This window comes from Neobacillus sp. BP17, assembly GCF_059579525.1.
This window is the reverse complement of record NZ_CM184198.1, coordinates 962,978-987,466: the sequence shown is the minus strand read 5'-3', so window position 1 is coordinate 987,466 and position 24,489 is coordinate 962,978. Positions and strand designations below refer to the sequence as shown.

The window sequence follows — 24,489 nt, the reverse complement described above, 5'->3', positions numbered from 1 at the left end:
GCTTGCGTTTTAAATATGGAAGGAGAATTACCATGTATTACTATCCATGCCAATATCCAGTCTACCCTCCATTGTCTGCCTATCCACCTCACATCGTATTCCAACCGTATCCAAGGAGTTATCCGCCCGTAGATGTAAAAATTTTCGAGGGCTCTATAAAGTCTTTTCGGCTATTAATGGACCAGGGGAGTATTTTGTTAGATCGTTTAGCCGATGTTGGCTTTGCTCGGAAAATGATGAGTGCAGCTCAACAAGGGAAAAAAGCAGAAGTTGACCGTTTAATTCGTTCCCTTGGATTAAAAGTACCTGTCGAAACTAACTTTACACCATCTGGCGTCCAATTCGAACTCTACACTTCACCGCACCCAAACAATCCTGAGAGCTGCTGCACATTAAAAGTGTCAATGAAATGGGGGAAGTAAAGAAATATTTATTAAAAAAGTGGTATCCCCAGCACACGCGGATACCACTAATTTTTTCATATCTAGAAAAAAGATATCTTTACTTATTTCCTTGGATCCACAAATTCAGGATAATCCGTAATAATTCCATCTACATCCATAGTTAAGAGAAATTCTGCTGCTTCAAGACTGCGCACAGTCCAGGATTGAATTTTCATGCCGTTTGCGTGTACTTGCTTGACTAATTCTTTCGTTACAATTCCGTAGCTTGGGTTAAAGTAATCAGCATATGCAGCAAATTTCTTTAATGATTGGTCCGATGTGTCCGCTCTATTCGATGTAAGGACACCAATCGGTACTTTAGGCAACAGACTATTTGTTTTTTTCATAGATTCAAAATTAAATGATTGAATAATGATTTTTTCATTTTGCGGTTTATCCAGGTTACGTTCCTTTAATTCTTGGGCCACCATTTCTTCAATTCCAGGATAAAGCTCAGGTGACTTTAATTCTATTAAAATACCAATCTTCCCATGATATCGGTCAAGAATTTCATCGAAAGTAGGAATCTTTTCTCCTTTAAATTGTTCCCCTTTCCAGCTGCCAGCATCAAGACTTCGGATCTGGTCAAATGTTAAATCTTTAACATACCCTGTACCATCTGTTGTTCTATCAACCTTTGTGTCATGAATGATGACCAATTTCCCATCCTTGCTTCTTTGAACATCAATTTCAATATAATCTGCTTTCATGTCTACCCCTTTATCAAAAGCAGCAATGGTGTTTTCAGGCGCATATCCTGATGCTCCGCGATGGGCAACGGTATCCATTTGCCGCAGCTCCCCAGTTGTTTCTGCAGCAAATGCCTGTTGAAACGGACTAAATAATAAAGTAAAAGCAAGGCCCGTCCCCAATAAAATAGATTTTTTCATTTTTCCTCATCTCCCTTTTATATGTGTACTACATAGAAAATTGTATGAGAAAAATGTTAAGTCACTATGGTATTCACATATAGACATTATTAATATTATGTAAAAATGTATAGGTCCTTGCTCATTCCATATTTTACAAAAAAGCCATTCTATTTCCTTTTGCCAAAATTAAAAAAGCAGAAACCGGATATCGGCCCTGCTCCATTCTAGTATAAATACGCTGTTCAATATACATTCAAGGGTGGCAAGCAGCCTTTTCCCCTCTAATCCGTTACTTCAATAAATATATTCTTGTTTCATAGGGTTTAAGAGTGAAATTTTTCCGTAATTTCTTATCCACACCATCATAATTATGAAGAACAAGTTCAGACGATGAATACGATAAACTTCCCGGGATACGATATCTGGTCGTTTTTTCACTGAAATTGTTAATAACAATCGCTTGTTGATTTCCTAATTTGCGTGTGTACACAAATAACTTCGGATGATTCGCTGCCAATAGTTCGTAGGTACCATAAACAAATACTGGATTCTCTTTTCTTACGCGAATCAATTTTTTATAAAAAGAAAGAATTGAGTTAGGGTCATTCACTTGTGCCTCGACGTTAATCTTTGTGTAATTCGGATTGACCCCAAGCCACGATTGCTCCGCCGTTGTAAATCCACCTTTGTTGGTTGCATCCCATTGCATCGGTGTCCGCGCATTATCCCGTCCCTTTTCCCAAATAACTTTCATAATTTCTTCATGGGAACGTCCTTTTGCCGTTTCAACATGATAGTAGTTAATCATGCCAACATCGTTGTATTCTTCAATGGAAGGGAATTGGACATTCGTCATCCCAATTTCCTGGCCTTGGTAAATAAACGGGGTACCCTTCATTAGAAAATAAAGGGCTCCAAGCATTTTGGCACTCTCTTTCCAATACTCCTTGTCATTTCCCCAGCTAGAAACCCGTCGCGGCTGATCATGGTTTTCAATAAATAGGGCATTCCAGCCTCTGCCTTCCAAACCAGTCTGCCATTTGGTTAAAACCTTTTTCAACTTACGAACGTCAATCGACCCTTCCGCATCCTTATCCCACAGATCTAAAAATTCGAATTGAAATATCATATTAAAATAGCCGTTTTCTTCGCCTACCCATTGATCTGCCTCATTTAGTCCAACACCATTTGCTTCCCCAACGGTCATGATGTCATAGTTTTTTATGGTTTTTTGTGAGAATTCTGTGAGGAACTCATCAATTCCATCCACATTCATCATTTTAGGAAAACAAGGTACAAAATCTAAGTTGTTGGGATTTGGCATATCAGGGAATCCTGGTTCTTTTTTTATATGTGAGATGGCATCGACACGGAAGCCGTCAATCCCTTTTTCCAGCCACCAGTTTACCATTTCGTATAAAGCATCCCTTACCTCAGGGTTTTCCCAATTCAAATCAGGCTGACGTGCGGAGAAGATGTGCATGAAGTATTGTTCTGTTTCTTTATCATATCTCCAAGCGGGCCCACTGAAAATCGACTCCCAATTGTTCGGCGCCTTTCCATCTTTACCATCACTCCAAATGTACCAATCACGTTTAGGGTTGTCTTTTGAGGAGCGTGACTCGATAAACCATGGATGTTCGTCGCTCGTATGATTGATGACCAAATCTAGGATTAATTTCATCCCACGCTGATGAACGCCTTCAAGCAGTTCGTCAAAATCAGCCATCGTCCCGAATTCATCCATAATATCCTGGTAATCGGAAATATCATAACCATTGTCGTCATTTGGTGATTTGTACATCGGAGAGAGCCAAATGACATCAACGCCCAACTCTTGTAGGTAATCTAGTTTGGTAGTCACACCTTTTAGATCACCAATCCCATCGCCATTACTATCCATAAAACTACGGGGATACACTTGATAAGCGACACTTTCTTTCCACCATTTTTTGTTCACCTGTACACCTCAGTTCTAGACCTAATTCATTTAATAGCTTAAAAATTCTTGTATGCCTCTCAATCTAAACCCACCACATTTGCGAAACCGATTCCTCAATTAAGACCGATTTCAAATTGGTTACTGCCCGATTGAAACCTTCATTAATCGACATAATTGGATCCTCATGTTCGATACTGACCACATAATCATATCCGTAGGTTCGGAGCGCACTCATCATATCAGACCATTCTTTTAGGCTATGTCCACAGCCAACTGAACGGAACGACCATGCCCTCGTTTTCACTTCTCCATAAGGCTGCATATCCGTTAATCCATACATATTCACATTTTCCTGATCAATGTACGTGTCTTTGGCATGGAAATGATGAATCGCATTTTCCTTTGCCAAAATTTTAATCGCTGCCACCGGGTCAATGCCTTGCCACCATAAGTGACTTGGGTCTAAATTAGCGCCAATGGCATCACAGGTCTCCTCACGAAGCTTTAAAAGTGTATATGGAGTGTGAACTAAAAATCCTCCGTGAAGTTCAAGCCCTATTTTTACATTGTGGTCTTTAGCAAATTGACCAACTTCCTTCCAATAAGGAATCAGTTTTTCTTCCCATTGCCACTTTAATACATCGCCATACTCATTCGGCCAAGGCGTAACTGGCCAGTTTGGATATTTAGCTCCTTCATGGTCGCCTGCTGTACCAGAAAAACAGTTAACAACCGGAACTTTCAGCAATGAAGCAAGTTGAATTGTTTTTACGAGTGTTTCGTGCGAGTTTTTAGCAAATTCTTTTTCAGGAGAAATTGGATTTCCATGGCAGCTGAAGGCACTAATCGTTAGTCCACGCTCTTCTACTTTTTGAATATACTCTTGGCGCGCCGCTTCACTCTCCAATAACGTGTCTAAATCACAATGGCTATTACCAGGATAGCATCCAGTTCCGATTTCAACCGCATGTAGTCCTGCACCTTTAACTGTATCAAGCATTTCCTCGAATGATTTTTCAGCAAATAAAACGGTAAAAACGCCTAGTTTCATAATGAATTTCCCTCACTCTCATAAATACGATCAATGATTTGTGAAACTTGAAGTGCCTCTTCAGGCTTTACCACTAGTTCTGCAATTCCAAGACAGGCATCGATAAAATTTTTCGCCTGCGGCACACCCGGATCTTCCTTGCCAGGAAGCCAGGCGGCCTCACTATTTAAAAGCATTCCGTTTTTCGTTGTAAAAAGTTCAAATGGAAAGACGCTTAAACCGCCGTCCGCTCCGGAAATGCTGACATTCGCCTGGTCGTCCTTGATATTCGCCGCCCAAGAAGTTTCAAATAGCATCGATGCGCCATTTTCAAATTTCATATAGGCGGTGACATGATCATCGACATTAAAGGTTTCATGATCAAACCTACCCCATTGGTTCACCTGATTCGGCTGTTTACTTAATGTGTTATATGTGGTGCCTGACACCGCGGTATGTTTTGGATTTCCCATCAGCCAAAGCGCTAAGTCGAGAAGGTGACAGCCAAAATCAATCAGGCTGCCCCCTCCTTGAAGGTCTTTATTGGTAAAAACCCCCCAGCCTGGTACCTTGCGGCGCCTTAATGCTTGGACTCTCACGACTAGCGGCAACCCTACTTCATCCATTGCCTTCTTAGCGGCCTGTGCTTCTTTCATAAAACGGTAATGGTAGGCGATCGCCAGAACTTTGTCCGCTTGTTTGGAAGCAGCGACCATCGCCTCGCATTCTTCGAAGCTAAGAGCCATCGGCTTCTCACATAGAACATGAACCCCAGCATTAAATGCGGCGATGGTAATCTCAGCGTGAAATTTATTTGGCGTACAAATACATACCGCATCCACTTCTGGAAAAAGATCTAGATAATCCTCAAACGCATTAGGGATGTTATACTTCTCAGCTGTCTCTCTCGCTCGGTCGATATTCACATCGCTTAAGGCCGTTATTTCACAAATATCACTTAACTGTAAAAAAGCCGGGATATGGCGGCCCTGTGCAATACCGCCAACCCCGATAATTCCTATGCGAAGTTTTATCATTGTTCTCTCACTCTTACAATTTGTTTTGTTTCATTTGACTCAAGCGCTGCTAAAATAACCTCTAGTGATTTCATCCCTTCTTCACCGGGTACAAGTGGCTCCTGATCGTGAAGCACAGAATCTACAAAATGATTGATAACATGAGAGGTTCTTTGTCCACCCGCGTCATTGGACTGGATTTTCCCTAGCTGATAATTAACCACTTCTCCGTTCGAATATTGAACAACAAGTGAATTGGTTGGATCATCCTCTAATCGTAAGATCGCTTTTTCACCATATATAATAGTAGAATTATCTTCTTTACTTACATAAGCCCAGCTTGCAGCAAGTGTTCCGATTATCCCGCTTTCTGTTTTTAACACACAAACGGCATTGTCATCAACATCGGCAAATTCCTTAGCGCTCGTTTCAACAAAAGCACCTACTTCAACAATTTCTTCTCCTAGCACATAGCGAAGCAAATCGGTCTTATGAACACCTAAATCGCCCATCGCCCCAACGAATGCTTTTTCCTTTTGGAAAAACCATCCTTCTTTGCCTTCGACACTCCAGCCTTCTGGGCCGCCATGTCCGAATGCCGTACGGAAGCTATAAATTTTGCCAATTTCCCCGCTTGCTATTAACTGACGTGCTTTTTGATGAGACGGAACGAAACGTTGATTATGGGCAATCATTAACTTTTTGCCGCTCTCTTTCGCTGCGGCAATCATCGCTTTTGCTTCTTGCTTCGAAGTCGCCATTGGTTTTTCACAAAGAACATGTACACCTGCATTTAATGCCGCAATCGAGATTGGCGCATGAAGATAGTTCGGTGTACAGACGCTGACGACGTCCACTTCAGCATTTTTCAATAACTCTTCATAGCTTGTATATGCTGCTGCTCCGAATTTTTCAGCTACTTGATTTGCCCGCTCTTCGTTAATATCACAAACAGCTAAAAGCTCTACCTGTTTATTTGCTTTATATTCTAGTAAATGACGGTGCTGAGCAATACTGCCGCATCCGATTACTCCGACTCTTAATTTTCCCATTGTTATTTGCCTCCTTTAATTGCTTCTAGCGGTTTTGCATTTCCATAAACTGGACGCTCACGTTTTACTGGCTGCGCCCATTTCACCGCATTGATAATGACGCGTTGAATGTGTTCGTTATGATAGGTTGGATAGGTTTCATGTCCAGGTCTGAAGTAAAACACTTTTCCATTCCCGCGTTTGTATGTACAGCCACTCCGGAAAACTTCGCCGCCTTCAAACCAGCTTGTAAAAATCAACTCATCAGGCTGAGGGATATCAAAATGCTCGCCATACATTTCTTCTTTTTCTAACTCAATATATTCAGAGATTCCTTCTGTAATCGGGTGGCTTGGACTTACAACCCAAAGACGCTCTTTTTCATCCGCTTCACGCCACTTTAAATCACAGCTTGTTCCCATTAATGTTTTAAAGATCTTCGAAAAATGGCCGGAGTGAAGAACAATTAGTCCCATTCCATCAAGGACACGCTGCTGAACTTTCTGCACAATTTCATCTTTTACTTCACCATGTGCCAGATGTCCCCACCATACTAATACATCAGTATTCGCTAGTACTTCATCCGTTAAGCCATGCTCCGGCTCATCAAGAGTAGCTGTTCCTGCTTGGATACCTTCAATCTGAAGGAAATCAGCGATTGTCCCGTGGATGCCGTTCGGATATATATCCCTTACAACCGGATTTTTTTGCTCGTGACGGTTTTCATTCCATACAGTTACTTTCAACATGATCAACCTACTCCTTTTTATCTTTTATTTACCTTTAATTTTAGAGAATAAAGAAATTAATGAAACGGCTTACATTGACAGATAGGGTGGAAAATATTGAACTCCATCGTTATCTATTTGAAATCTGTCTTTTTATAGTTTTCAAGTAATTGATGCTGATTTCAATGCTTTCAAATGGCGTGCGGCGGCTCATGTCCTGCTCAACGACCCACCACTGAACACAAGCTTCTTCGCCCATATTAAGCACGGCTTCTATATCAACGCCGCCTGTTCCTAGCTCTGAAAAAAATTGTTCTCCATCTGTCGTCATGTCTTTTAAATGAATGAGCGGTGTTCTCTTTTGATAACGCTTGATCCACTCCACCGGCTTTTCGCCTGCTTTTGTCAGCCAATACACATCCAGCTCTGTTTGCAGATTGTCTGCCTTAGTATCATCAAAAATGGCTTCGAGCGCCCTGCGTCCATCTGTCAAACGATCAAGTTCAAAATCGTGATTATGATAACAAAGAGTGATGCCCTCCTGACGGCAAGTCCCACCAATTTTATCTAATAAAGAGATAAGAGCTTTGTAATCATCCTCGCTGCGTCGATCGGGCATTAAGTAAGGGCAGACAACATATTTGCTGCCCAGCGCTTTTTGATCTTCAATAACTTGTGCTAAATTGTTCTCCAATTGTTCAAGCGGTACGTGGCTCGCTGCTGCCTGTAGGCCAAGCTCATCTAATAATGCTTTAACTTCCTTTGGCGTCAATCCGCCATACCCGGCAAATTCAACACCATTGAAGCCAAGCTCTGCCACCTTTTTCAAAGTACCGGCAAAATCTTTGGCGCTTTCTTCTCGCAAAGTATACATTTGTACAGCTACTGGAATTTTCGTCATCTTAATCCCCCAATTCTATAACATTACTTATTTGATTCCATCTTAAACTTTGTCTCTACAAATAAACATAGATGATATAATTGAAACATCTACTATTTTGCTATTTTATTTTTTCTGAAGGTGGGCATATGATGACAAATATATTATTCTGCGGCTATTCCTTTCACACAAATGGATATCATGCCCAACATAAATCCGGATACCCTGCGTATCTTTTTCGCCTGCAATCAGAAGGTGTCTGTGAAGTAGTGGTGAAGGGAAGAAAAATGGAACTCGAGAAAGGAGACCTTCTCCTCATTAAACCAGGGGATCACTATGAACTGCTGGTTAAAGCGGGACAAAACAGCGGGGATTATCACATAATCTGTGAAGGAGCTTGGGTGGACGAGTGGTGGAGCCGTTCCGCTAAGCCGCCTGTCTCCCGAATCGATCTTGATGAAAAACTGCTCTCCTTATGGCGTCAAATCATAAACGAAAAACGCCGTCCATCCTCGAGCCAAAACGAAGAACTCACCGATTATTTGCTGCAAGCACTCTGTTTATACCTGGAACGAGGTGTCAACGAAACGGTTCCTACCTTCAATCACCCGTATACCGTCACCCGGATAATGAGGTACATTGAAGAGCATGCCCTAACACCATTTAAAGTGGAGGATGTGGCACGCCATGCTGGTCTTAGCGTTTCGCGTTCCGTTCATCTTTTTAAAAACAGTGTCGGGAAAACGATGATCGAATATGCCTTAGAAATCCGTTTATCCGCTGCAGTCGAGCGAATGAAATACACATCCATGACACTTGAACAAATTGCCGAAGATTGCGGCTTCGGGAGCTATCCATATTTTCACAGGGTATTTCATAAGAAATATGGCATGGCCCCTGGGGCATATAGGCGTCTGGAATACTAGAATTCAAGAACAGGAAATAGTAATTGAATGAGTTATTAAAAGCAGACGGTATAGCGGGAATCTTTTATAGATTCTCGTTACCATCTGCATTTTGTTCATCTATTGTTATAGGAATTTGGTGACTGCACGATTGACGTTCAACCAATTTATGTGGAATGATAATGCGCTTGGTCGGTTCTGTTCTATTTTCGATTTTTTGAATTAAACTCCTGGATGCTTGATATCCTAGTTCAAAAATATTAATATCAATGGAAGTTAAGGGTGGTTTTGACATTTCTGATAAAAGGACATTATTAAAGCTAACGACAGAGATTTCTTCTGGAACCCTGATTCCCAGCTCATCTAATGTGCTCAGTACACCTAGTGCCATTAAGTCGTCAACCACTGCGAGCGAAGTGGGGCGTTGTTCAAGCGCCATTAATTCACTCACCGCTTCTTGACCGCCTTCCCGAAGAAATTCTTCATGAAGGATGTATTCATTTTTTATGGGAATGTTTTCCTTTTTTAAAGCCTGCTTATACCCATTCAAACGGTCAACTGTAACCATTAGCTCTAGACTTCCGCCAATAAAAGCGATTTTCCGATGTCCATGGTCAATTAAGTATTCAGTAGCCTCTCTCATTGCACGAACATTATCATTATCAACATGTGTAATTTCTTCTGCATCTTTAGAAGGTTTTCCAATTACAACAAAAGGAAAATCCCTTTCTCTTAAATACGAAATGGCTTTATCCTCCACCTTGGAATTAAGAAGAATCATTCCATCTACTCGTTTTCCCTGAACCATGTGGATGACTGCTTCAAATATTTCCTCGTCTGATTTTCCAGTTGTCATATGCATGGCATATTTTTTATTATGGGCACTTTCACTGATTCCCTGTAACACCATTGAAAAAAAAGGATTCTGAAACACCACATCACCAGAGCTCGGCATGACAAGCCCGATTGTTTGGGTAGATTGAATGGCAAGGCTTCTGGCATTTTGGTTAGGATGATAACCTAGCTGCTCCATTGCCTTTTTAACTTTTCGTTTCGTCGCTTCGCTGATTCGCGAATTATTGGCAATTACCCTTGAAACAGTTGATGGGGCGACATCTGCAAGCTTTGCCACATCCTTAATGGTAACAGCCATTTTCTTCTCCCCTCTCATTCTAAGTTCATTGATTCTTACTACTAATTTTAGAATAATAGAAACGCTTATTTTTGCATATTCCAACATTTGCGAAAACGATTGCACATTCCACTCTTTATTATAAAGGCTTTATAATCAGTTAAACAGCTAAAAAATAAAAGACCTCTCGATTTCAATAACCATATATCAGAAAATTAAGACTTTATTTCCAATTTTCTATTGAATTGCGCTGAGAAATAGATATAATTAGTTTTGAAAACGATTGCGCAAACGTTTGCACAATAAAACAGCCTCCTAAGCATTTTACATACGATTTTTTGTGCAATTTTCATGCAAACGGTTTCCTAGATTAATAGGTAAGGGAAAGGAGATTTTTCATGAAGAGAAAGCAGAAATCACTTCTGTCACTTGTTACAGTAGTTGGACTAATTCTTCAATTATTTTCTGGACTTGTGACAAGTCAAACAGCCAAAGCGGCAGAAACAGAACCAAAACAGGTTGTACTTGTTGGCAGTCTGCAGGCAGTTTTAGGGAATTCAGGAGATTGGGATCCATCCTCTTCCAAAACGCAAATGGCTTACCAAGGAAATGGTTTGTATAGCTTTACCGGCACACTGCCGGCAGGAGCATACGAGTACAAAATCGCCATTGGAGGAAGTTGGAATGAAAATTACGGAGACGGCGGCGCGCCTGGCGGAAACAACATTAAACTAACTCTGACCGAACAAAAAGAAGTCACCTTCTACTACAATGACAATACCCATGCCATTGCTGATAGTACCCATTATACACTTTTGGCAGAAGACAAGATGCCTCGTTTAGTTGGAAGCATTCAACCTGCCATTAAGGCAGGGTCTGCCTGGAGTCCGGCAGACTCAACAGCGTTAATGGAGGACAACCGTTTTGACAACATCTATTCCTTTACTGCAAAGGTACCTAGAGGCAGCTACGAATACAAGATTGTATTGGGCAAGGACTGGACGGAATCCTACCCTGCTTCAAATGAGAAGCTGAATGTACTCTCTGATACGACAATCACATTTTTCTATAACAACCAAACAAAAGAAGTTTATTCAGATTATAAAACTATTGGATCTGATGGCATGATAGATAAGAATGCTCTTTATCATGATTCATGGGACCAAGTATACCGGACGCCGTTTGGGGCAATTCCTGCAGGGAAACCCGTCACATTACGGGTATCGGCAAAAAAGGGTGACCTAACAAGTGCCAGCCTGTATGTGAAAAACTATAATACAGGCACAATAAAGGTGCTTTCAATGAAAAATGCAGGCTGGACAGACACAAAGGACAAAGGTGCCATTGAGTTCTGGGAAGCCACCTTTACACCGTCTGACAAAGGAGTTCACGGCTATAAATTCATTGTCGGGGATCAGGATACAACAGTGGAATACGGAGAAGACACACAGGATGGGCATACCGGTAAAGCGGAGGATAAAAATGCAGGTCTCTTCCAATTGACCGTTTTCGACCCGGGCTATCAAACACCGGATTGGATGAAGGAAGCTGTTGTTTATCAAATCTATCCTGATCGTTTTTATAACGGCAACAAAGCAAATGACAATGTAAAGGATCAGATTGGAGCCCGAGGCAGCCAGCCAATAGAACATCCCGACTCCTGGTCATCCTTGCCTGATAATCCATATGAACAAGGCACTGGCTCCTACACAGGGGATGGTGAATTTACAAACGACTTCTTTGGCGGCGACATTGCTGGTATTAAGGCGAAGCTTGATTACCTTCAATCACTTGGCGTCAATACCCTATATTTAAACCCTATTGCACTTGCACCGTCCAACCATAAATATGATGCAACAGACTATAAACAGGTGGATCCGATGTTTGGCTCGGAAAAAGAATTCGAGGATTTCTCCAAGGAATTGTCTAAACGGAACATGCACCTGATTTTAGACGGGGTATTTAATCATGTGGCTGATGATTCCATCTATTTTGACCGCTACCACAAATATAAAACAGTGGGTGCCTATGAATACTGGTCTCGTATTTACGATTTAATGAATGACGAAAAATTGTCTGAAACTGCAGCTAAGGATAAGGCCAAACAACAACTCATGGCTGAAGGACAAACCTTTAGCCCATACGGCTTTGAAAACTGGTTCCATATTGAAAATGTTAAAGTTCCAAATGAAAAAGTCAACGGTGTTTCGACGGGGGAGCATTATAAGTATGAAGGCTGGTGGGGATACGACAGTCTTCCTGTATTCGAATCCGTTAATGGCACAAAGGTTGAACATCCAAGTGAACTTAACAACACAGCATTGGCTAATTATATTTTTTATGACAAGGACTCAGTAGGAAAAACTTGGATTAATCGAGGTTCATCTGGCTGGCGCCTGGATGTAGCTAATGAAGTGGACAGTTCCTTCTGGCAGGAATTCCGCAAACAAATGAAGTCCAAGACTATGATAGGAGCTGGAAAAACACTTCAAAAAGAAGAAGAGCCACTTATTCTAGGTGAAATTTGGGATGATGCATCCAAGTACTTCTTAGGGGATCAATATGACTCAGTCATGAACTATCGTTTCCGCGGAGCCATTTTGGATTACTTAAAGAACGGTAATGCCGCTAATGCACAAAACACACTTCTCGCTATACAGGAGGACTATCCAAAGGAAGCTTTTTATGCCCTCATGAACCTGATGGGATCCCATGATACAGCTCGGGCAATCTTCCTGTTAGGCAATGGAACGGATACGTATTTCAGAGCGGAACAAGATCCGAACTACAAATACGATGAAGGTGTGAAGCGATTGAAGCTGGCTTCTATCCTGCAAATGGGTTACCCTGGAGCACCAACCATTTATTACGGAGATGAAGCGGGTCAAACAGGATCTAAAGACCCAGATGACAGACGCACATATCCGTGGGGGAACGAAAACAAAGACCTCATTGCACACTATCAAAAGATTGGTCAAATCCGCAAGGAAAATGCTGACCTATTCGCTCATGGCGATCTGCACCATATATACGCAAAGGGTGATGTGTTAGCCTATGTCCGGACAAAAGAAACAAAATCTGGACTTGTCATTATTAACAGAGGGAAAACCACACAAACGGTTGATATCGATACAAAAGTGCTGCTCGCGAATGGTCTTCGTTTTGTGGACCAATTGGACCCTAAATATGTGACTACAACGAAGGATGGCAAGCTGTCATTAACAGTTCCAGCTGAGTCCGGAAGAATGTTAATAACGGTTAATGATGTTAAACAACCACAGCCTGTTAAAGAAGTTACCGGCACAGCTGGTTCTAAGGAGGTTACTTTAAGCTGGACAGGAACAGGTACAAAATACAATGTCTATCAATCTACAGTTTCAGGTGGATTATGGACAAAAGTGAAGGAAACTACAGGTACATCTGTGAACATTTCCGATTTAAATAATGGTCGTACCTACTATTTTACTGTAACGGCCGTAAATGAAAGTGGTAATGAATCTGTACCTGCAGCCCCATCCGGCCTTGTGCCTCATTACGATGCTGCAAAGGCTAGTATTAAGGACCTGACTACATTAGATAACGGGGAACTGAATCTGGCACAGACCTCCAATGTTAAAGCAGCTTTTTACCTGCCAGGCGCGACAGAAACTGGTGCAGCAGAAGGAATCACGGCCGTTCTCCAAGTAAGAATGAAAGGCCAAACCGCTTGGACATCTTACCAAGCTTTGTATAATGGCCAGGCTCAGGGAGACCAGGCAAATGAGTTTCAGGGAGGCTTTACAGCGTATGAGGCGGGCAAATATGAGTACCGAATGGCCTTTACGCCGGATTTAGGGAATACATGGGTTTACTCAATTACTGGTGAAGTGACCTTTTCACACAGCACGTCTGATACTACCCCGCCTGCTAATGATGTAACTTTGGACACTCCGATCAAGGAATCCGGTCAGGTCAACTTGAATTGGAAACTCACGCAGCCGGATCAGCCATTTAAAACGGTCATTTACCGTGACGGCCAAATTCTTTCAACATTGGACGGCAGCGCCGCCACCTTCCGTGATTATCAGGTGGCAAATGGAACTGCCTACCAATATCAAGTGCGTGTCTATGACCAGGCTGGAAACCATGTAGAATCTAACAAGGTAAGTGTGACCCCTGAAATTGTTATGGTACAAGTAACCTTTAAGGTTCATGCACCGGATTATACAGCTTTAGCAGCGCAGGTAAATATACCTGGCAGCTTGAATGGTTGGAATACTAGTGCCTGGTCTATGAGCCGTAATGGCGCTGTGACACCTGATTGGGAATACACAGTGGAGCTTGAAGAAGGAACTGAGCTAACGTATAAATATACGAGGGATAATACTTGGGATCATGAAGGGTTAGCAGATCATACGCCATCAGATCATTCGGATGACGATATCAGTAAATACGGCTATGGTGCCGAAGGAACCGATATGAAAATTGTGGTCACCAACCAAGGGAACAACAAAATGGTTGTACAGGATACCATTCTGCGCTGGATTGATATGCCGCTGGCAGTCAGCCAAATCGATGTCAATGGATCAACTTTGACTCTAAAGGGGAATGCGATTAAGGGAGCTGACCTCACTATCAATGGGGAAAAAGTGACAGTCGGAAATGATATGAATTTCACTCAATCCTTTACCCTTCAAGCTGGACAGACACAAGTACCTGTTCACATTGAACCAAATGATACAACCAAGTCCAACATCTTTAAAGGAGACGGCGGTTCCATCAACAAGAACACAAAGAACTATGTCATCGATGTCCTAACAAAAACGATAAGCGAGACCAAGTAAGTGGTCATCGAAAAGGTCTGCCGGGATCATGGCAGACCTTTTTGGCTGAAAGTTAAGAAAAGCGACTTGGTATTGAGATCAGGTTTCACATCTGTTGTTTCCGCATAAAGCTCGATTATAGAATCTTTGAATATGCATGGAAATATACATTAACTCTGCATCTGGATATTTTATCCGGTATTTCCCTTCCAAAAATTGGCCAACCTCTCGTGCACAGGCATATGTCACTTTAAAATTTTCCTTGATCATCGAAGCCATTTTTTCATCATAGTCATGGTTCGTCCCATTTGCTAATAGGCTTTTGAGCGAAAAGCGCAAATGAGTAATTAATCGTTCATAGGACATCGTATCTTCCACAATATTGATATTTAAACAACTTTCAATGATTCTCGTAATTTCCTGAATCGTTGTAGTAATGTCTATCGTTTCCTGCATATCTCCTCTATTCATCCTGGCCGTATGAATATGCATCGCAATATTGCCTACTTCATCTTCAGGAATTTCTACTCCGAGTTTCTCTTTTATTAACTCCTTTGCCCAAAGTCCGATTTGAAATTCCTTTACATAAAGAATTTTTATTTGCTCCAGCAGGGCATTTTTAATGGCAATGCCATTTGTTAATCGCTCAATGGCAAACGATAGGTGATCCGAAAAAGCGACATGGATATGTTCATTTACCGTAACGCCCAATTCCCTTTCCGCATAAGAGATAATCTCTTCTGCTAGTTGTATATGTTCTTCTGGCAATAATTGCAGTATTTCTTCGAATTTTTTATGCTCATTTGCATCCCTCATAACAAACACTTTATCAATTTTAGCTTGATTTACAGGATCATTCTTTCGTTTCTGGAATCCTATTCCTTCACCCATTACGATCTTTTCTCCGTCGATGTCTTTCACTACAACCGCACTATTATTTAGTATTTTTTTAATTCTCATTTCTTTCACCTTCCCTCTTTTGCTCTTGCATTAGCTGTAAAATCAAAACTACTCAGTTTCTTCCTTCACCCACAGAATGAAAGTGGCTATGAACGCGGCTATGACAGAGATTCCAAGACCAATAAGGTAATGCATTAAATTCGAAATCCCTATTGGGGCTACAATAGCGATCATGGGAATTCCTGTTAAGCCATAAGAGTTTGCTACTACATGAGTAAGAACTACATACGCCCCTCCAAAAGCACCACCTATGGCTGCACCTATAAATGGTCGGAACAATCTGATATTCATCCCAAACATAACCGGCTCAATAATGCCTAAAAATGCTGAAAAAGCTGAAGGGATAGCAATTTTTTTCAGTCTCTTATTCTTTGTTTTAAAAAATACGGCTAACCCCGCTCCTCCTTGGGCCATGTTGGCCATGGACCAAATTGGCAACAAAAAGTTAACACCTATCTTTGGATTTGCAAGCAATTCCATTTCAACAGCATGTAAAGTATGATGCAGCCCCGTTACCACAATGAGAGAATATAATCCGCCAAATAAAAATCCGGCTATAACTCCCCCAGATTTATAAATAAGCTCAAACGTATTGGTCATCATTTCACCGATGAATAACGAGATCGGGCCAATAATTAAAAGTGAGATAAAACCAATCGAAATAATCAATAGAAATGGGATTAAGAACAAATCCAATGAACTCGGTATTATTTTCCTCAGGCGCACTTCGAGCTTACTCATAAAAAAGACAGAAAGTAAGATTGGTATCACTGTTCCCTGATACCCTATTAAAGGAATATCAACTCCCAGAACCTCGATATATTCCGGTACATTATATCCAAGCTCGGCAGGATTTAATAGCGAAGGGTGAGTTAATATCCCGCCTATCACTGCACCCAGGATGGGATTGCCGCCAAATTCCTTGGCAGCACTAAAACCAATCAATATCGGCAAAATAATAAAGGCGGCACTTGAAAAGATATCAAGCATTCGCATTAATGAGCTTTCAGGCGGTGCCCACTGAAACACCTTGATCATTCCAATCAGTCCCATTAGTAAACCACTGGCAACAATAGCTGGAATAATCGGAACAAAAATATTGGACAAAGTCCTCGCAAATCCAATAAAAGGATTCATTCTCGCCTTTGGCGGTTCTGCAGAAGAGATGCCGCTAACAGGAGTCAGTTTTGTTTCAATTAAGGCCCTGTATACTTTATTGACCAGCCCGGGACCTATAATAATTTGGAAAAGTCCCATTCGGGAAAAGGTTCCATGTACACCGTTCAGTTTATCGATTCCAACTTTATTAACCTTGCTTTCATCTAAAAGTTCAAAACGCAAACGAGTCGTGCAATGGGTCATATTCATAATATTTTCTTTCCCGCCTAATAGCGGTAATAATTCTTGCACAAAATCTTTTGCTTCTTTCGGCTCGTCTTGAATGTTCATCTTCCACCTTGAATTTATAAATTGAATTGTATGTTCCTCATCATAAAGTAGATTTCCCTTCAGGTAAATAAAGACAAATCTTTTCATATGCACAGTGGCGTTCAGCAGAAAACTGAACGCCACAACTGTATCTTATTTAAAAACCCCTTGCTGCTTTTCATGAAGAACCTTGGTTTCATCACGTGTGATCGATATTTTTAAAGACGGTGCAAGCATTCCACCGAAATGCTCCATTTGATACTCTGATGATTGCTCGCCAACCTCAACCATATCTTTACCGTCCACATTAACATAATTCACAAAACTTGTGACAGTGCCATTTGGCATTACCATCCAAGAATATGCTTGATACGGATTATCCGTAGTATTTGCAATGACAAGCCCACTATCATTTAACGGTTGATAGCCTCCAAAAAGAGAGTCTGAAGTAAATCCATATAATCCTTCCGGTGCGTCAAGACCAGATGCAAATTTCTCCGTATGTGTTTTTGCAAAAAGATAGTAGCTGTTTCCTTTGACGATGACACTAGGCCGCTCCAGTTCGTCATTGACATAATTTGCTTCTAATAGAGGCGGCAGCAATTCAAATTTGGATAAATCTTTATTGGTTGCTTTGGCAATACCAATGCTGCCATTAAAAGCTTTTGAACTTTCAGGGGTTACATGGTTCTGACGGAATTCCTCCGAACCAATAAATTCATTATTATATGGACGGTCTGCAAGCTTTCCTGCAGTGTTTGCTTCAAATAATAGATATTGCTCCCCAGTTTTTGGATCCTGGAAAAAATACGGATCGCGGAATGAATAGGAAGATTCCTCCTCCCCTGTCTGTTCCTTTGTTTGATAGTATTTCCCATCGGCCTCAAGAATTATTTGATGTTTGGACCAATTCTTAAAGGACACACCGGTGTTTGTTGTACGAACATCAGCCGTTGCAGTTGCCAGCCGCTGATCATAGCTTAGCCCGGCTTCGTTTTTTTGCCCCGTTGCTGTGTAAAAGATTTGCAATTTCCCATCTTTATTAACGATGGAACTGCCAGCCCATTGCCTGGACCCCAATGCTTCTCCTGCTTTAAAAACGGGGCCGCCAGACTCCCAGCTCTTTCCGTCTTTTGAATAGAAATATTGAATTTGAGCTAGATCATGGCGTTTTCCAGGAAGGACATCCTTCTGTACCGATAGGGCGAAAATAATTTTAAAACCATTTACTACAGCGGGATGACCGTTCAAATCTTGCAATGGCCATGCATCCCAAATATAATAGTCTGATGAAAGTTTAACAAGCTCATCTTTATTAAATGTCGGGGCAATATTTTGATCATTGATTGTTAGATTGCTAACATTTTCTCTGGTCCAGTTGAATGTATCTGCATTTTCTTGGGCAGAAACGGTTGAACCAACAATGGGTATGAAGATAATAAAAAGTCCGATAATAGCTGCTATGATAGATTTGTTTTTTTTAACTTTGTTCCATTTCATGAAAAGTGTTCCTCCAAATGCCTTCTTACTTTTGGCTTTGTTAAAAACTTTGTTGATTAACCATAAATTTTAAGAGACCGATAAGAGCTCAGGAACCGGTACCATGGGCTCTTATATGGATTCTTAGTGACCAATTCACACCATAGGAACCGGTTCCACTAGCGCTTATACGGTCTCTTAGTGAGCGATTAGAGCGCGGGAACCGTTCAAATCATTTCCTTATTGTTTTATCCAGCCAGGTGATAACTCTTTTACGATTTTTGTTGCATCACCTTTGATTGATAGCTGTATCGTAGGAGCCAACGTGCCTCCAAAATGGCTAAATTGGAATTCTGGTGATTGGTTTCCAACATCACCAATTGACATGTCGCCTAAATCGCCAAAATGAGCAAATCCTACGACATTCAAATTAGGAAGGACAAGCCATGAATACGCTTGGTATGGGTTTCCTGGAGGATTCGCTAAAACCAAACCACTCTTATTCAGTGGCTGATAACCACCAATTAAGGTATCGGAAACAAATCCATACATCCCTTCAGGTCCTTTCAGCCCTTCAGCATATTTATTGATATGGCTGTCAGTAAAGAGATAATATTTTTTATCTTTTACTACAATATGCGGGCGTTCCAATTCTTCGTTGACATAATTTGCTTCCAAAAGAGGAGGCAGCATTTTTAGATTGGAAGGATCACCATCCACTACCTCTGCGATACCAATGTTCGCATTGGCATGAACAGCTCCCGCAGGTACCGGGTTATTGCTTGTATACTCGGAACTTCCGGCATATTCTTGTTTAAATGTGCGCTCCCCTACGGTACCGCCTGAATTTCCTTCAAATAAAATATATTCCTTATCCGTTTTTGGGTCTTTAAACCACATCGGATCACGGAAAGCATATCCGCCGCCTTCGCCTTGCTGAGCTTGTTCCTTCGTCTGATAATACTTACCGTCCGGCTCTAAAATGATCTTGTGTTTGCCCCAATTTTCAAAATGAACTCCATTACTATCAGCAATAATATCACCGGATGCCTCAGCAATACGCTGCTCAAATGTCAATCGCTCTTCCCCTCTATGGCCAGTTGCCGTATAGAAGGCATGAATTTTCCCATTATCGACCATGGCAGATCCAGCCCATTCACGGGAACCTAATGAAGCTCCTTCTGGGAAAAGTGTCCCGCCAAGAGTCCAATCCTTACCATTTTTCGAGTAAAAATAGCGGATGGTTGCAATGTCATGTACTTTTCCAGGCAGCACATCATTTGGAGCAGATAAGGCAAACATCACTTTCCAGCCTTTTACGGAAGCGATATTTCCATCACGATCCAACAGGGGCCATGTGTCCCAAATATGGTAATCAGGTGATAATTTCTCTAGCATACTTATATTTGTATAAGGTAAGGTATTATCTTGATTAAGTTCGATTTTTGACACCTGTTCTCGTGTCCAATTTGTCGTTAGCCCTGTTTCTTCTGCTTTTACAGAAAGTCCTGAAAAAGTTGAGGCAACAACACTTGCCGCTAAAACAATCGCAGAAACTGCTTTCTTACTCATAACGGTCATCCTTCTTTCTCCTTTTCGAGTTATCATTATCGATTTGCCCCAAATGGTTTAATTTCGCCCGCTTTACCTTCTTTTACAACTTCAGATGTTTCTCCATTCAGCTTTACTTTTAGAGTTGGGGCGAATGTACCGCCAAATTTCACATTGCCGTTCTCATCTTTCGGCTCGTTAATAAAGCTGATTACCTGCTGGTCTGGAAGAACCATCCAAGAATAGGCTTGATAAGGGTTCTCCTTCGGATTCGCAATAACAAGACCACTTTCGTTCATTGGTTTATAGCCGCCGAACAGCCCTTTGCCAACAAAACCATAAACACCATCAGGACCAGTCAGGCCAGGAGCATAAGTAAAGGTATGGCTGATGGTAAATAGATAATAATCATCTCCGTTTACTACCATGTGCGGACGTTCCATCTGGTGATTGGTTCCAACCGACTCAAGCAATGGCGGAAGAAGCTTCAATTTGGTTACGTCCTTATCAAGTACTTCGGCAATCCCGATATTACCGTTATACAATTCGGCTCCGCCAGGAACGGAATGGGTTTTGCGGTATTCTTCATCACCGATATTTTCCGGTTTGATAAAGTCTCTATCGCTTCCAGCTTGTCCTTCGAAGATAATATAGTCTTTGCCTGTATTCGGATCCTGGAAGAAGAATGGATCACGGAATGCTGTAATGATTGGACTATTCGCTTGTGCAAGTGTCTCGTAATATTTTCCATCTGCTTCAAGAATGACTTGGTGTTTCCCTTCATTCGTCAGATGAACTCCGTCTTTATCCGTTTGAATATCAAAGGTTGTTTTGGCAATACGCTGTACGGCTCTTTTATCCCATCCATTGTTATCCCAATTTGTTTTTTCACCGGTTGCCGTATAGAATAAATGCACTTTTCCATTGTCATCCAGCATTGCTGTACCGGCCCATTGCATATGACCCAGGGCTTTATTATAGTCATAAGGGATTCCTGCGTACGTCCAATCTTTGCCATTTTTGGAGTAGAACATGCCAATTCTTGCTTCTGTATGGCGCTCTCCCCATCCTAAAGAGCGCGGTGCAACCAATGCAAAAGCCACTCGGTAGCCATTGACAATCGCCATTGAACCATCTCTATTTTGTAATGGCCATGTATCCCATACCCATTGATCCGGTGCTACAAGATCAAAATTAAGATCAATTTTCGGTGCTGTTGTTTTGTCTGTTGGCTCTACTTTTTCTGCTTGCTGACGTGACCAGATGGATGTGTAATCTGTACTAATTTCCGCTGCGAATGCAGTTGATACTGACAGGCAATTGGCAGCAACAACGGCTGTCAATACCAGCTTTTTCAATTTCGATTTTTTTCGATTTTTTCTTTCCATTTCCCCATATTCCTCCATTTTCCGCGGTTAACTGTGTCTTTTAGGAATTTTCCGACTTGTCAATCTAGTTAAAATCTTCTTTAAGAGAACAAAAAAAGACCTAAAATGTACAAGGAGATGTCTACCAAAAAAGGTACACTTCGCCTTCATACACTTTAGGTCTTGCCTGCTTTACCAGTCACAATCCCGCATAATTTTGTTTACAGGGAACATTATATTCTGTTCGATAATTTCCTACAATAGGATAATTTACTCTTAATTCCTTCTGGATTTACTAGTTATATTTTCATATGTGCTGATTCAAAACTCATTAGAACAAGTAATACAGCAGGGCTAATCTTTCTCTCCTTCGATTGCCGTATCCATACTCCATGCCTTCATCGAGCGGACAAACGGCTCTCCATCCACTCCAAATACTTCGAGTCCTTTCGATTGATCCATTATTGGAAATACACGGGACGAAATACTTATTTCATTATTGACGTATGCTTCCACAATCGATTTATCAACAAAAAGGCGTACCCTTAAGATATCGTCTTCAAGGTTTAGTGCCCCTCCTTGAATCCCCTTTTCAATATCAGGATTTATACTTGACCGCTGACGGTCAATCTGAATGGTTTTCCGTTCCTTATCATAAAAAATAGTCGTTTCTTCCTGTTCATTTGGGGCTTTTAATAGTTTTAACCCGGCAGCTTTCGTATTGGAAACATCGATTTCCAACTCGATTTCGAATTGATCGCTTTTGATTTTTCGAAGTTGTTTATTTGCTTCACCCATTGTAACATTTTGGGCGGATGCCAGTTCTTCTCTTCGAAGTGACTGCACCTCTTCAATCGGACGAATTCCAAGAGTTTGCTTATCATTTAAATAGATTTCAAGCGGCAGTCCGGCCCCATGTGCCCACCCTGATTGGTATTTTTCCCTTTCCGAACGTCTGTCTTGCAAAATGCTTGTTACAATGGTGCGGCCTTGCCCATCTATAAAACCTTGTGCTCCAGTAAAATGTTCACCATAATCAAACAGTTTAGGCTCCTCGTGGTCAGGAATAAATTCCAGCCTTCCTGGGTCCCATGTCCCAATCCAATAAAACGTATTGCGGGCAGCATCCGGACTAGGGGACATAAAATAAGGACTAATCATGAAAACATATTTTTGTTCACCCGTCTCCTTGTTTTTAATCGGTACTAAAGATGGCAATTCCCATACATCTCCCGTACGCGGATATTTCACTTTATCACCAATCATCAATGGTTTTTCATACTTCCAGTCTTCAAGGTCTTCTGAGGTATAGAGTAAAGCGGTCCCGCCTGCCTCGTTTATCCCCGAGCCGACAAGCTGGTACCATTTGTCTCCCTCTTTCCATACATATGGATCACGAAATTGGCCAAAGATCACCTTTCCTTTTGGTGTTTCGATATTTTCAGCTTGTACGGTTACAGGGGCTGGATTCATGTTCCAATGATTTAAGTTGACATCAGTTGCATCTTTTGGCCGTGCCATACCAGTCATTTGATTCGGATTCATTTCGTCGTTCCCCGCTGTGAAAAATAGCACTGGCACCCCATTTTTGTCATAGGTTGCACTACCGGACCACACTCCATCCCTGGCTGCCGTTCCCTCTGTTGGACTTAACGCAATGGGGCGATCTTCCCAATGAATCATGTCTGTACTTGTGGCATGTCCCCAATGAATCTGATGCCAGAGAGGACCAGCCGGATTAAACTGATAAAATAAATGGTATTTCCCGTTATAATAAATTGGTGCATGCGGTTCATTCATCCAATGCTGGGGAGCAGTAAAATGATAATTCGGGCGGTAGCGGTCTCCTTTATAAACCGTCCGATCGAATGACGTATCCGGTATCGGCAGTTTATGGTTCCAGCTGTTAAGGACTTTTTCATAATGCCGTTTAATCGATTCATGACTAAATGTTTTACTGTATAGGGAAACATTGTCCATTAATCCATTAAACATATTAGACTGGAATATATCGGACACAGCGGCTGCCTGATTATGTTTTCCAACAAGTAACGGCGTATGAGCTGCTGGTGTAAACTCACTATTCGGAGGTACTGCTTTTTCTTGAATGAGTACACCGTTTAAATAAAGTGAGACTTTAGTTGTTTCTTTATCAAATTGTGCAACAACATGAGACCATTGATCTTTCGGCAAAATGTTCCCTTCTGGCGACCAAATTTCCTGCCATTCCCCGTTTATGGCAAGCTGAAACGTGATATATCCATGCCGTCCCATTCCGAGCATAAATCCCTGTTTATTTCCTTTATCCTGTTGATTGATAATCACGGAGGGCTGTCCATTGTCGCCCCATTCATAGGCTCTCGGGGCAACCCATGCTTCAATGGAAAAAGACCCAGCTGGGTTATAAACCTTTTCTGAAGGAATTTCCAGCCAATTGGAATATCCATCAAATAATAATGCTTTACCGCTAATGCCGGTTTTCCATTCCGGATCTGATGTTAATGCATAATGAATAACAGACGACACAGATTGAGAATGATCACGAGTGACGTTACCATCCCCTTCATCAAATCCCCACTGATGAAGAGCACGATTACTAAGCACCAGGTCTAAAGGTTGACCCTTCTTTTGATTGATATTGGTTGTTTCTAATCTGGTATTCACCTGTTTTTTGATTAAAACTCCTGTAATCGTCAGGAAGCATACTGCTAAAACAAGCAGCCGCATCCATATAATCCTCTTCTTTTTCATCTTAAAAACTCCTTATCTAGTACAGTGTATTCAACCTTAATAACAAAAAAAGACCTAAAATGGGTAAGGACATATACACAAAGGTACCTTTTGTCCTTCACTCATTTTAGGTCTTGCCTGCCAACCAGTCGCAATCCTGCCTATTTTGAAATTCACATGATCATTCTAGGTT

17 protein-coding genes are annotated in these 24,489 nt (G+C 41.4%); 3 read left to right on the top strand and 14 right to left on the bottom strand.

Features of this window, described 5'->3' with window-relative positions; genetic code table 11:
• Positions 1-32 precede the first annotated feature (32 nt).
• Positions 33-422, top strand: a complete 390-nt coding sequence (locus tag AC4QJR_RS04650; RefSeq protein ID WP_496525467.1) for a YuzC family spore coat inner layer protein — start codon at positions 33-35, stop codon at positions 420-422.
• A gap of 83 nt (positions 423-505) precedes the next feature.
• Here AC4QJR_RS04650 and AC4QJR_RS04645 read toward each other — a convergent pair whose 3' ends face one another.
• The 7 genes from AC4QJR_RS04645 to AC4QJR_RS04615 form a co-directional block, all read right to left on the bottom strand.
• Positions 506-1,333: a glycerophosphodiester phosphodiesterase gene (locus AC4QJR_RS04645; RefSeq protein ID WP_496525466.1), complete on the bottom strand. Its 828-nt coding sequence runs from the start codon at positions 1,331-1,333 to the stop codon at positions 506-508.
• Between the two features lie 271 nt (positions 1,334-1,604).
• On the bottom strand, positions 1,605-3,275 hold the full coding sequence (locus AC4QJR_RS04640; protein WP_496525465.1) for a glycoside hydrolase family 13 protein: 1,671 nt from the start codon (positions 3,273-3,275) through the stop codon (positions 1,605-1,607).
• Between the two features lie 64 nt (positions 3,276-3,339).
• Positions 3,340-4,308 carry a sugar phosphate isomerase/epimerase family protein gene (locus AC4QJR_RS04635; RefSeq protein WP_098575824.1) on the bottom strand — a complete coding sequence of 323 codons (969 nt, stop codon included), beginning with the start codon at positions 4,306-4,308 and terminating at the stop codon, positions 3,340-3,342.
• On the bottom strand, positions 4,305-5,324 hold the full coding sequence (locus AC4QJR_RS04630; RefSeq protein ID WP_496525464.1) for a Gfo/Idh/MocA family protein: 1,020 nt from the start codon (positions 5,322-5,324) through the stop codon (positions 4,305-4,307). Before AC4QJR_RS04630 ends, AC4QJR_RS04635 begins: the two co-directional genes overlap by 4 nt.
• Entirely contained in the window at positions 5,321-6,355 is a 1,035-nt protein-coding gene (locus AC4QJR_RS04625) for a Gfo/Idh/MocA family protein (RefSeq protein WP_496525463.1), read from the bottom strand. Before AC4QJR_RS04625 ends, AC4QJR_RS04630 begins: the two co-directional genes overlap by 4 nt.
• A 2-nt stretch (positions 6,356-6,357) precedes the next feature.
• On the bottom strand, positions 6,358-7,083 hold the full coding sequence (locus tag AC4QJR_RS04620; RefSeq protein WP_098575827.1) for a ThuA domain-containing protein: 726 nt from the start codon (positions 7,081-7,083) through the stop codon (positions 6,358-6,360).
• Between the two features lie 109 nt (positions 7,084-7,192).
• Positions 7,193-7,963 carry a sugar phosphate isomerase/epimerase family protein gene (locus AC4QJR_RS04615; RefSeq protein WP_496525462.1) on the bottom strand — a complete coding sequence of 257 codons (771 nt, stop codon included), beginning with the start codon at positions 7,961-7,963 and terminating at the stop codon, positions 7,193-7,195.
• A gap of 128 nt (positions 7,964-8,091) precedes the next feature.
• Between AC4QJR_RS04615 and AC4QJR_RS04610 the strand changes: the two genes are divergently transcribed.
• Positions 8,092-8,868, top strand: coding sequence for an AraC family transcriptional regulator (locus AC4QJR_RS04610; protein ID WP_496525461.1), 777 nt, complete (start codon positions 8,092-8,094; stop codon positions 8,866-8,868).
• A 64-nt stretch (positions 8,869-8,932) separates the two neighbouring features.
• Here AC4QJR_RS04610 and AC4QJR_RS04605 read toward each other — a convergent pair whose 3' ends face one another.
• On the bottom strand, positions 8,933-10,000 hold the full coding sequence (locus AC4QJR_RS04605) for a LacI family DNA-binding transcriptional regulator (protein ID WP_098575829.1): 1,068 nt from the start codon (positions 9,998-10,000) through the stop codon (positions 8,933-8,935).
• 377 nt (positions 10,001-10,377) lie between these two features.
• Here AC4QJR_RS04605 and AC4QJR_RS04600 point away from each other — a divergent pair, with 377 nt between their 5' ends.
• Positions 10,378-14,802, top strand: coding sequence for a pullulanase X25 domain-containing protein (locus AC4QJR_RS04600; RefSeq protein ID WP_496525460.1), 4,425 nt, complete (start codon positions 10,378-10,380; stop codon positions 14,800-14,802).
• 78 nt (positions 14,803-14,880) lie between these two features.
• Here AC4QJR_RS04600 and AC4QJR_RS04595 read toward each other — a convergent pair whose 3' ends face one another.
• The 6 genes from AC4QJR_RS04595 to AC4QJR_RS04570 form a co-directional block, all read right to left on the bottom strand.
• Positions 14,881-15,741: a PRD domain-containing protein gene (locus AC4QJR_RS04595; protein ID WP_496525459.1), complete on the bottom strand. Its 861-nt coding sequence runs from the start codon at positions 15,739-15,741 to the stop codon at positions 14,881-14,883.
• A 48-nt stretch (positions 15,742-15,789) separates the two neighbouring features.
• Entirely contained in the window at positions 15,790-17,190 is a 1,401-nt protein-coding gene (locus AC4QJR_RS04590) for a sucrose-specific PTS transporter subunit IIBC (protein WP_496525458.1), read from the bottom strand.
• A 132-nt stretch (positions 17,191-17,322) separates the two neighbouring features.
• Complete coding sequence (locus tag AC4QJR_RS04585) at positions 17,323-18,669, bottom strand: glycoside hydrolase family 68 protein (RefSeq protein ID WP_496525457.1); 1,347 nt, start codon at positions 18,667-18,669, stop codon at positions 17,323-17,325.
• Between the two features lie 219 nt (positions 18,670-18,888).
• A complete protein-coding gene (locus AC4QJR_RS04580) occupies positions 18,889-20,220 on the bottom strand; it encodes a glycoside hydrolase family 68 protein (RefSeq protein WP_496525456.1) in 1,332 nt (443 codons plus the stop codon).
• A 35-nt stretch (positions 20,221-20,255) separates the two neighbouring features.
• Positions 20,256-21,587, bottom strand: a complete 1,332-nt coding sequence (locus AC4QJR_RS04575; protein WP_496525455.1) for a glycoside hydrolase family 68 protein — start codon at positions 21,585-21,587, stop codon at positions 20,256-20,258.
• Positions 21,588-21,920: 333 nt separating this feature from the next.
• Positions 21,921-24,317: a GH32 C-terminal domain-containing protein gene (locus AC4QJR_RS04570; RefSeq protein ID WP_496525454.1), complete on the bottom strand. Its 2,397-nt coding sequence runs from the start codon at positions 24,315-24,317 to the stop codon at positions 21,921-21,923.
• Between the last annotated feature and the right edge of the window lie 172 nt (positions 24,318-24,489).

Bases quoted from the DNA above. Each gene is read 5' to 3' on its own strand.
- AC4QJR_RS04605 (WP_098575829.1), bottom strand. From the start codon at position 10,000: ATGGCTGTTACCATTAAGGATGTGGCAAAGCTTGCAGATGTCGCCCCA.
- AC4QJR_RS04590 (WP_496525458.1), bottom strand. From the start codon at position 17,190: ATGAACATTCAAGACGAGCCGAAAGAAGCAAAAGATTTTGTGCAAGAA.
- AC4QJR_RS04570 (WP_496525454.1), bottom strand. From the start codon at position 24,317: ATGAAAAAGAAGAGGATTATATGGATGCGGCTGCTTGTTTTAGCAGTA.
- AC4QJR_RS04595 (WP_496525459.1), bottom strand. From the start codon at position 15,741: ATGAGAATTAAAAAAATACTAAATAATAGTGCGGTTGTAGTGAAAGAC.
- AC4QJR_RS04645 (WP_496525466.1), bottom strand. From the start codon at position 1,333: ATGAAAAAATCTATTTTATTGGGGACGGGCCTTGCTTTTACTTTATTA.
- AC4QJR_RS04630 (WP_496525464.1), bottom strand. From the start codon at position 5,324: ATGATAAAACTTCGCATAGGAATTATCGGGGTTGGCGGTATTGCACAG.
- AC4QJR_RS04575 (WP_496525455.1), bottom strand. From the start codon at position 21,587: ATGGAAAGAAAAAATCGAAAAAAATCGAAATTGAAAAAGCTGGTATTG.
- AC4QJR_RS04625 (WP_496525463.1), bottom strand. From the start codon at position 6,355: ATGGGAAAATTAAGAGTCGGAGTAATCGGATGCGGCAGTATTGCTCAG.
- AC4QJR_RS04615 (WP_496525462.1), bottom strand. From the start codon at position 7,963: ATGACGAAAATTCCAGTAGCTGTACAAATGTATACTTTGCGAGAAGAA.
- AC4QJR_RS04650 (WP_496525467.1), top strand. From the start codon at position 33: ATGTATTACTATCCATGCCAATATCCAGTCTACCCTCCATTGTCTGCC.
- AC4QJR_RS04600 (WP_496525460.1), top strand. From the start codon at position 10,378: ATGAAGAGAAAGCAGAAATCACTTCTGTCACTTGTTACAGTAGTTGGA.
- AC4QJR_RS04580 (WP_496525456.1), bottom strand. From the start codon at position 20,220: ATGAGTAAGAAAGCAGTTTCTGCGATTGTTTTAGCGGCAAGTGTTGTT.
- AC4QJR_RS04585 (WP_496525457.1), bottom strand. From the start codon at position 18,669: ATGAAATGGAACAAAGTTAAAAAAAACAAATCTATCATAGCAGCTATT.
- AC4QJR_RS04620 (WP_098575827.1), bottom strand. From the start codon at position 7,083: ATGTTGAAAGTAACTGTATGGAATGAAAACCGTCACGAGCAAAAAAAT.
- AC4QJR_RS04610 (WP_496525461.1), top strand. From the start codon at position 8,092: ATGATGACAAATATATTATTCTGCGGCTATTCCTTTCACACAAATGGA.
- AC4QJR_RS04635 (WP_098575824.1), bottom strand. From the start codon at position 4,308: ATGAAACTAGGCGTTTTTACCGTTTTATTTGCTGAAAAATCATTCGAG.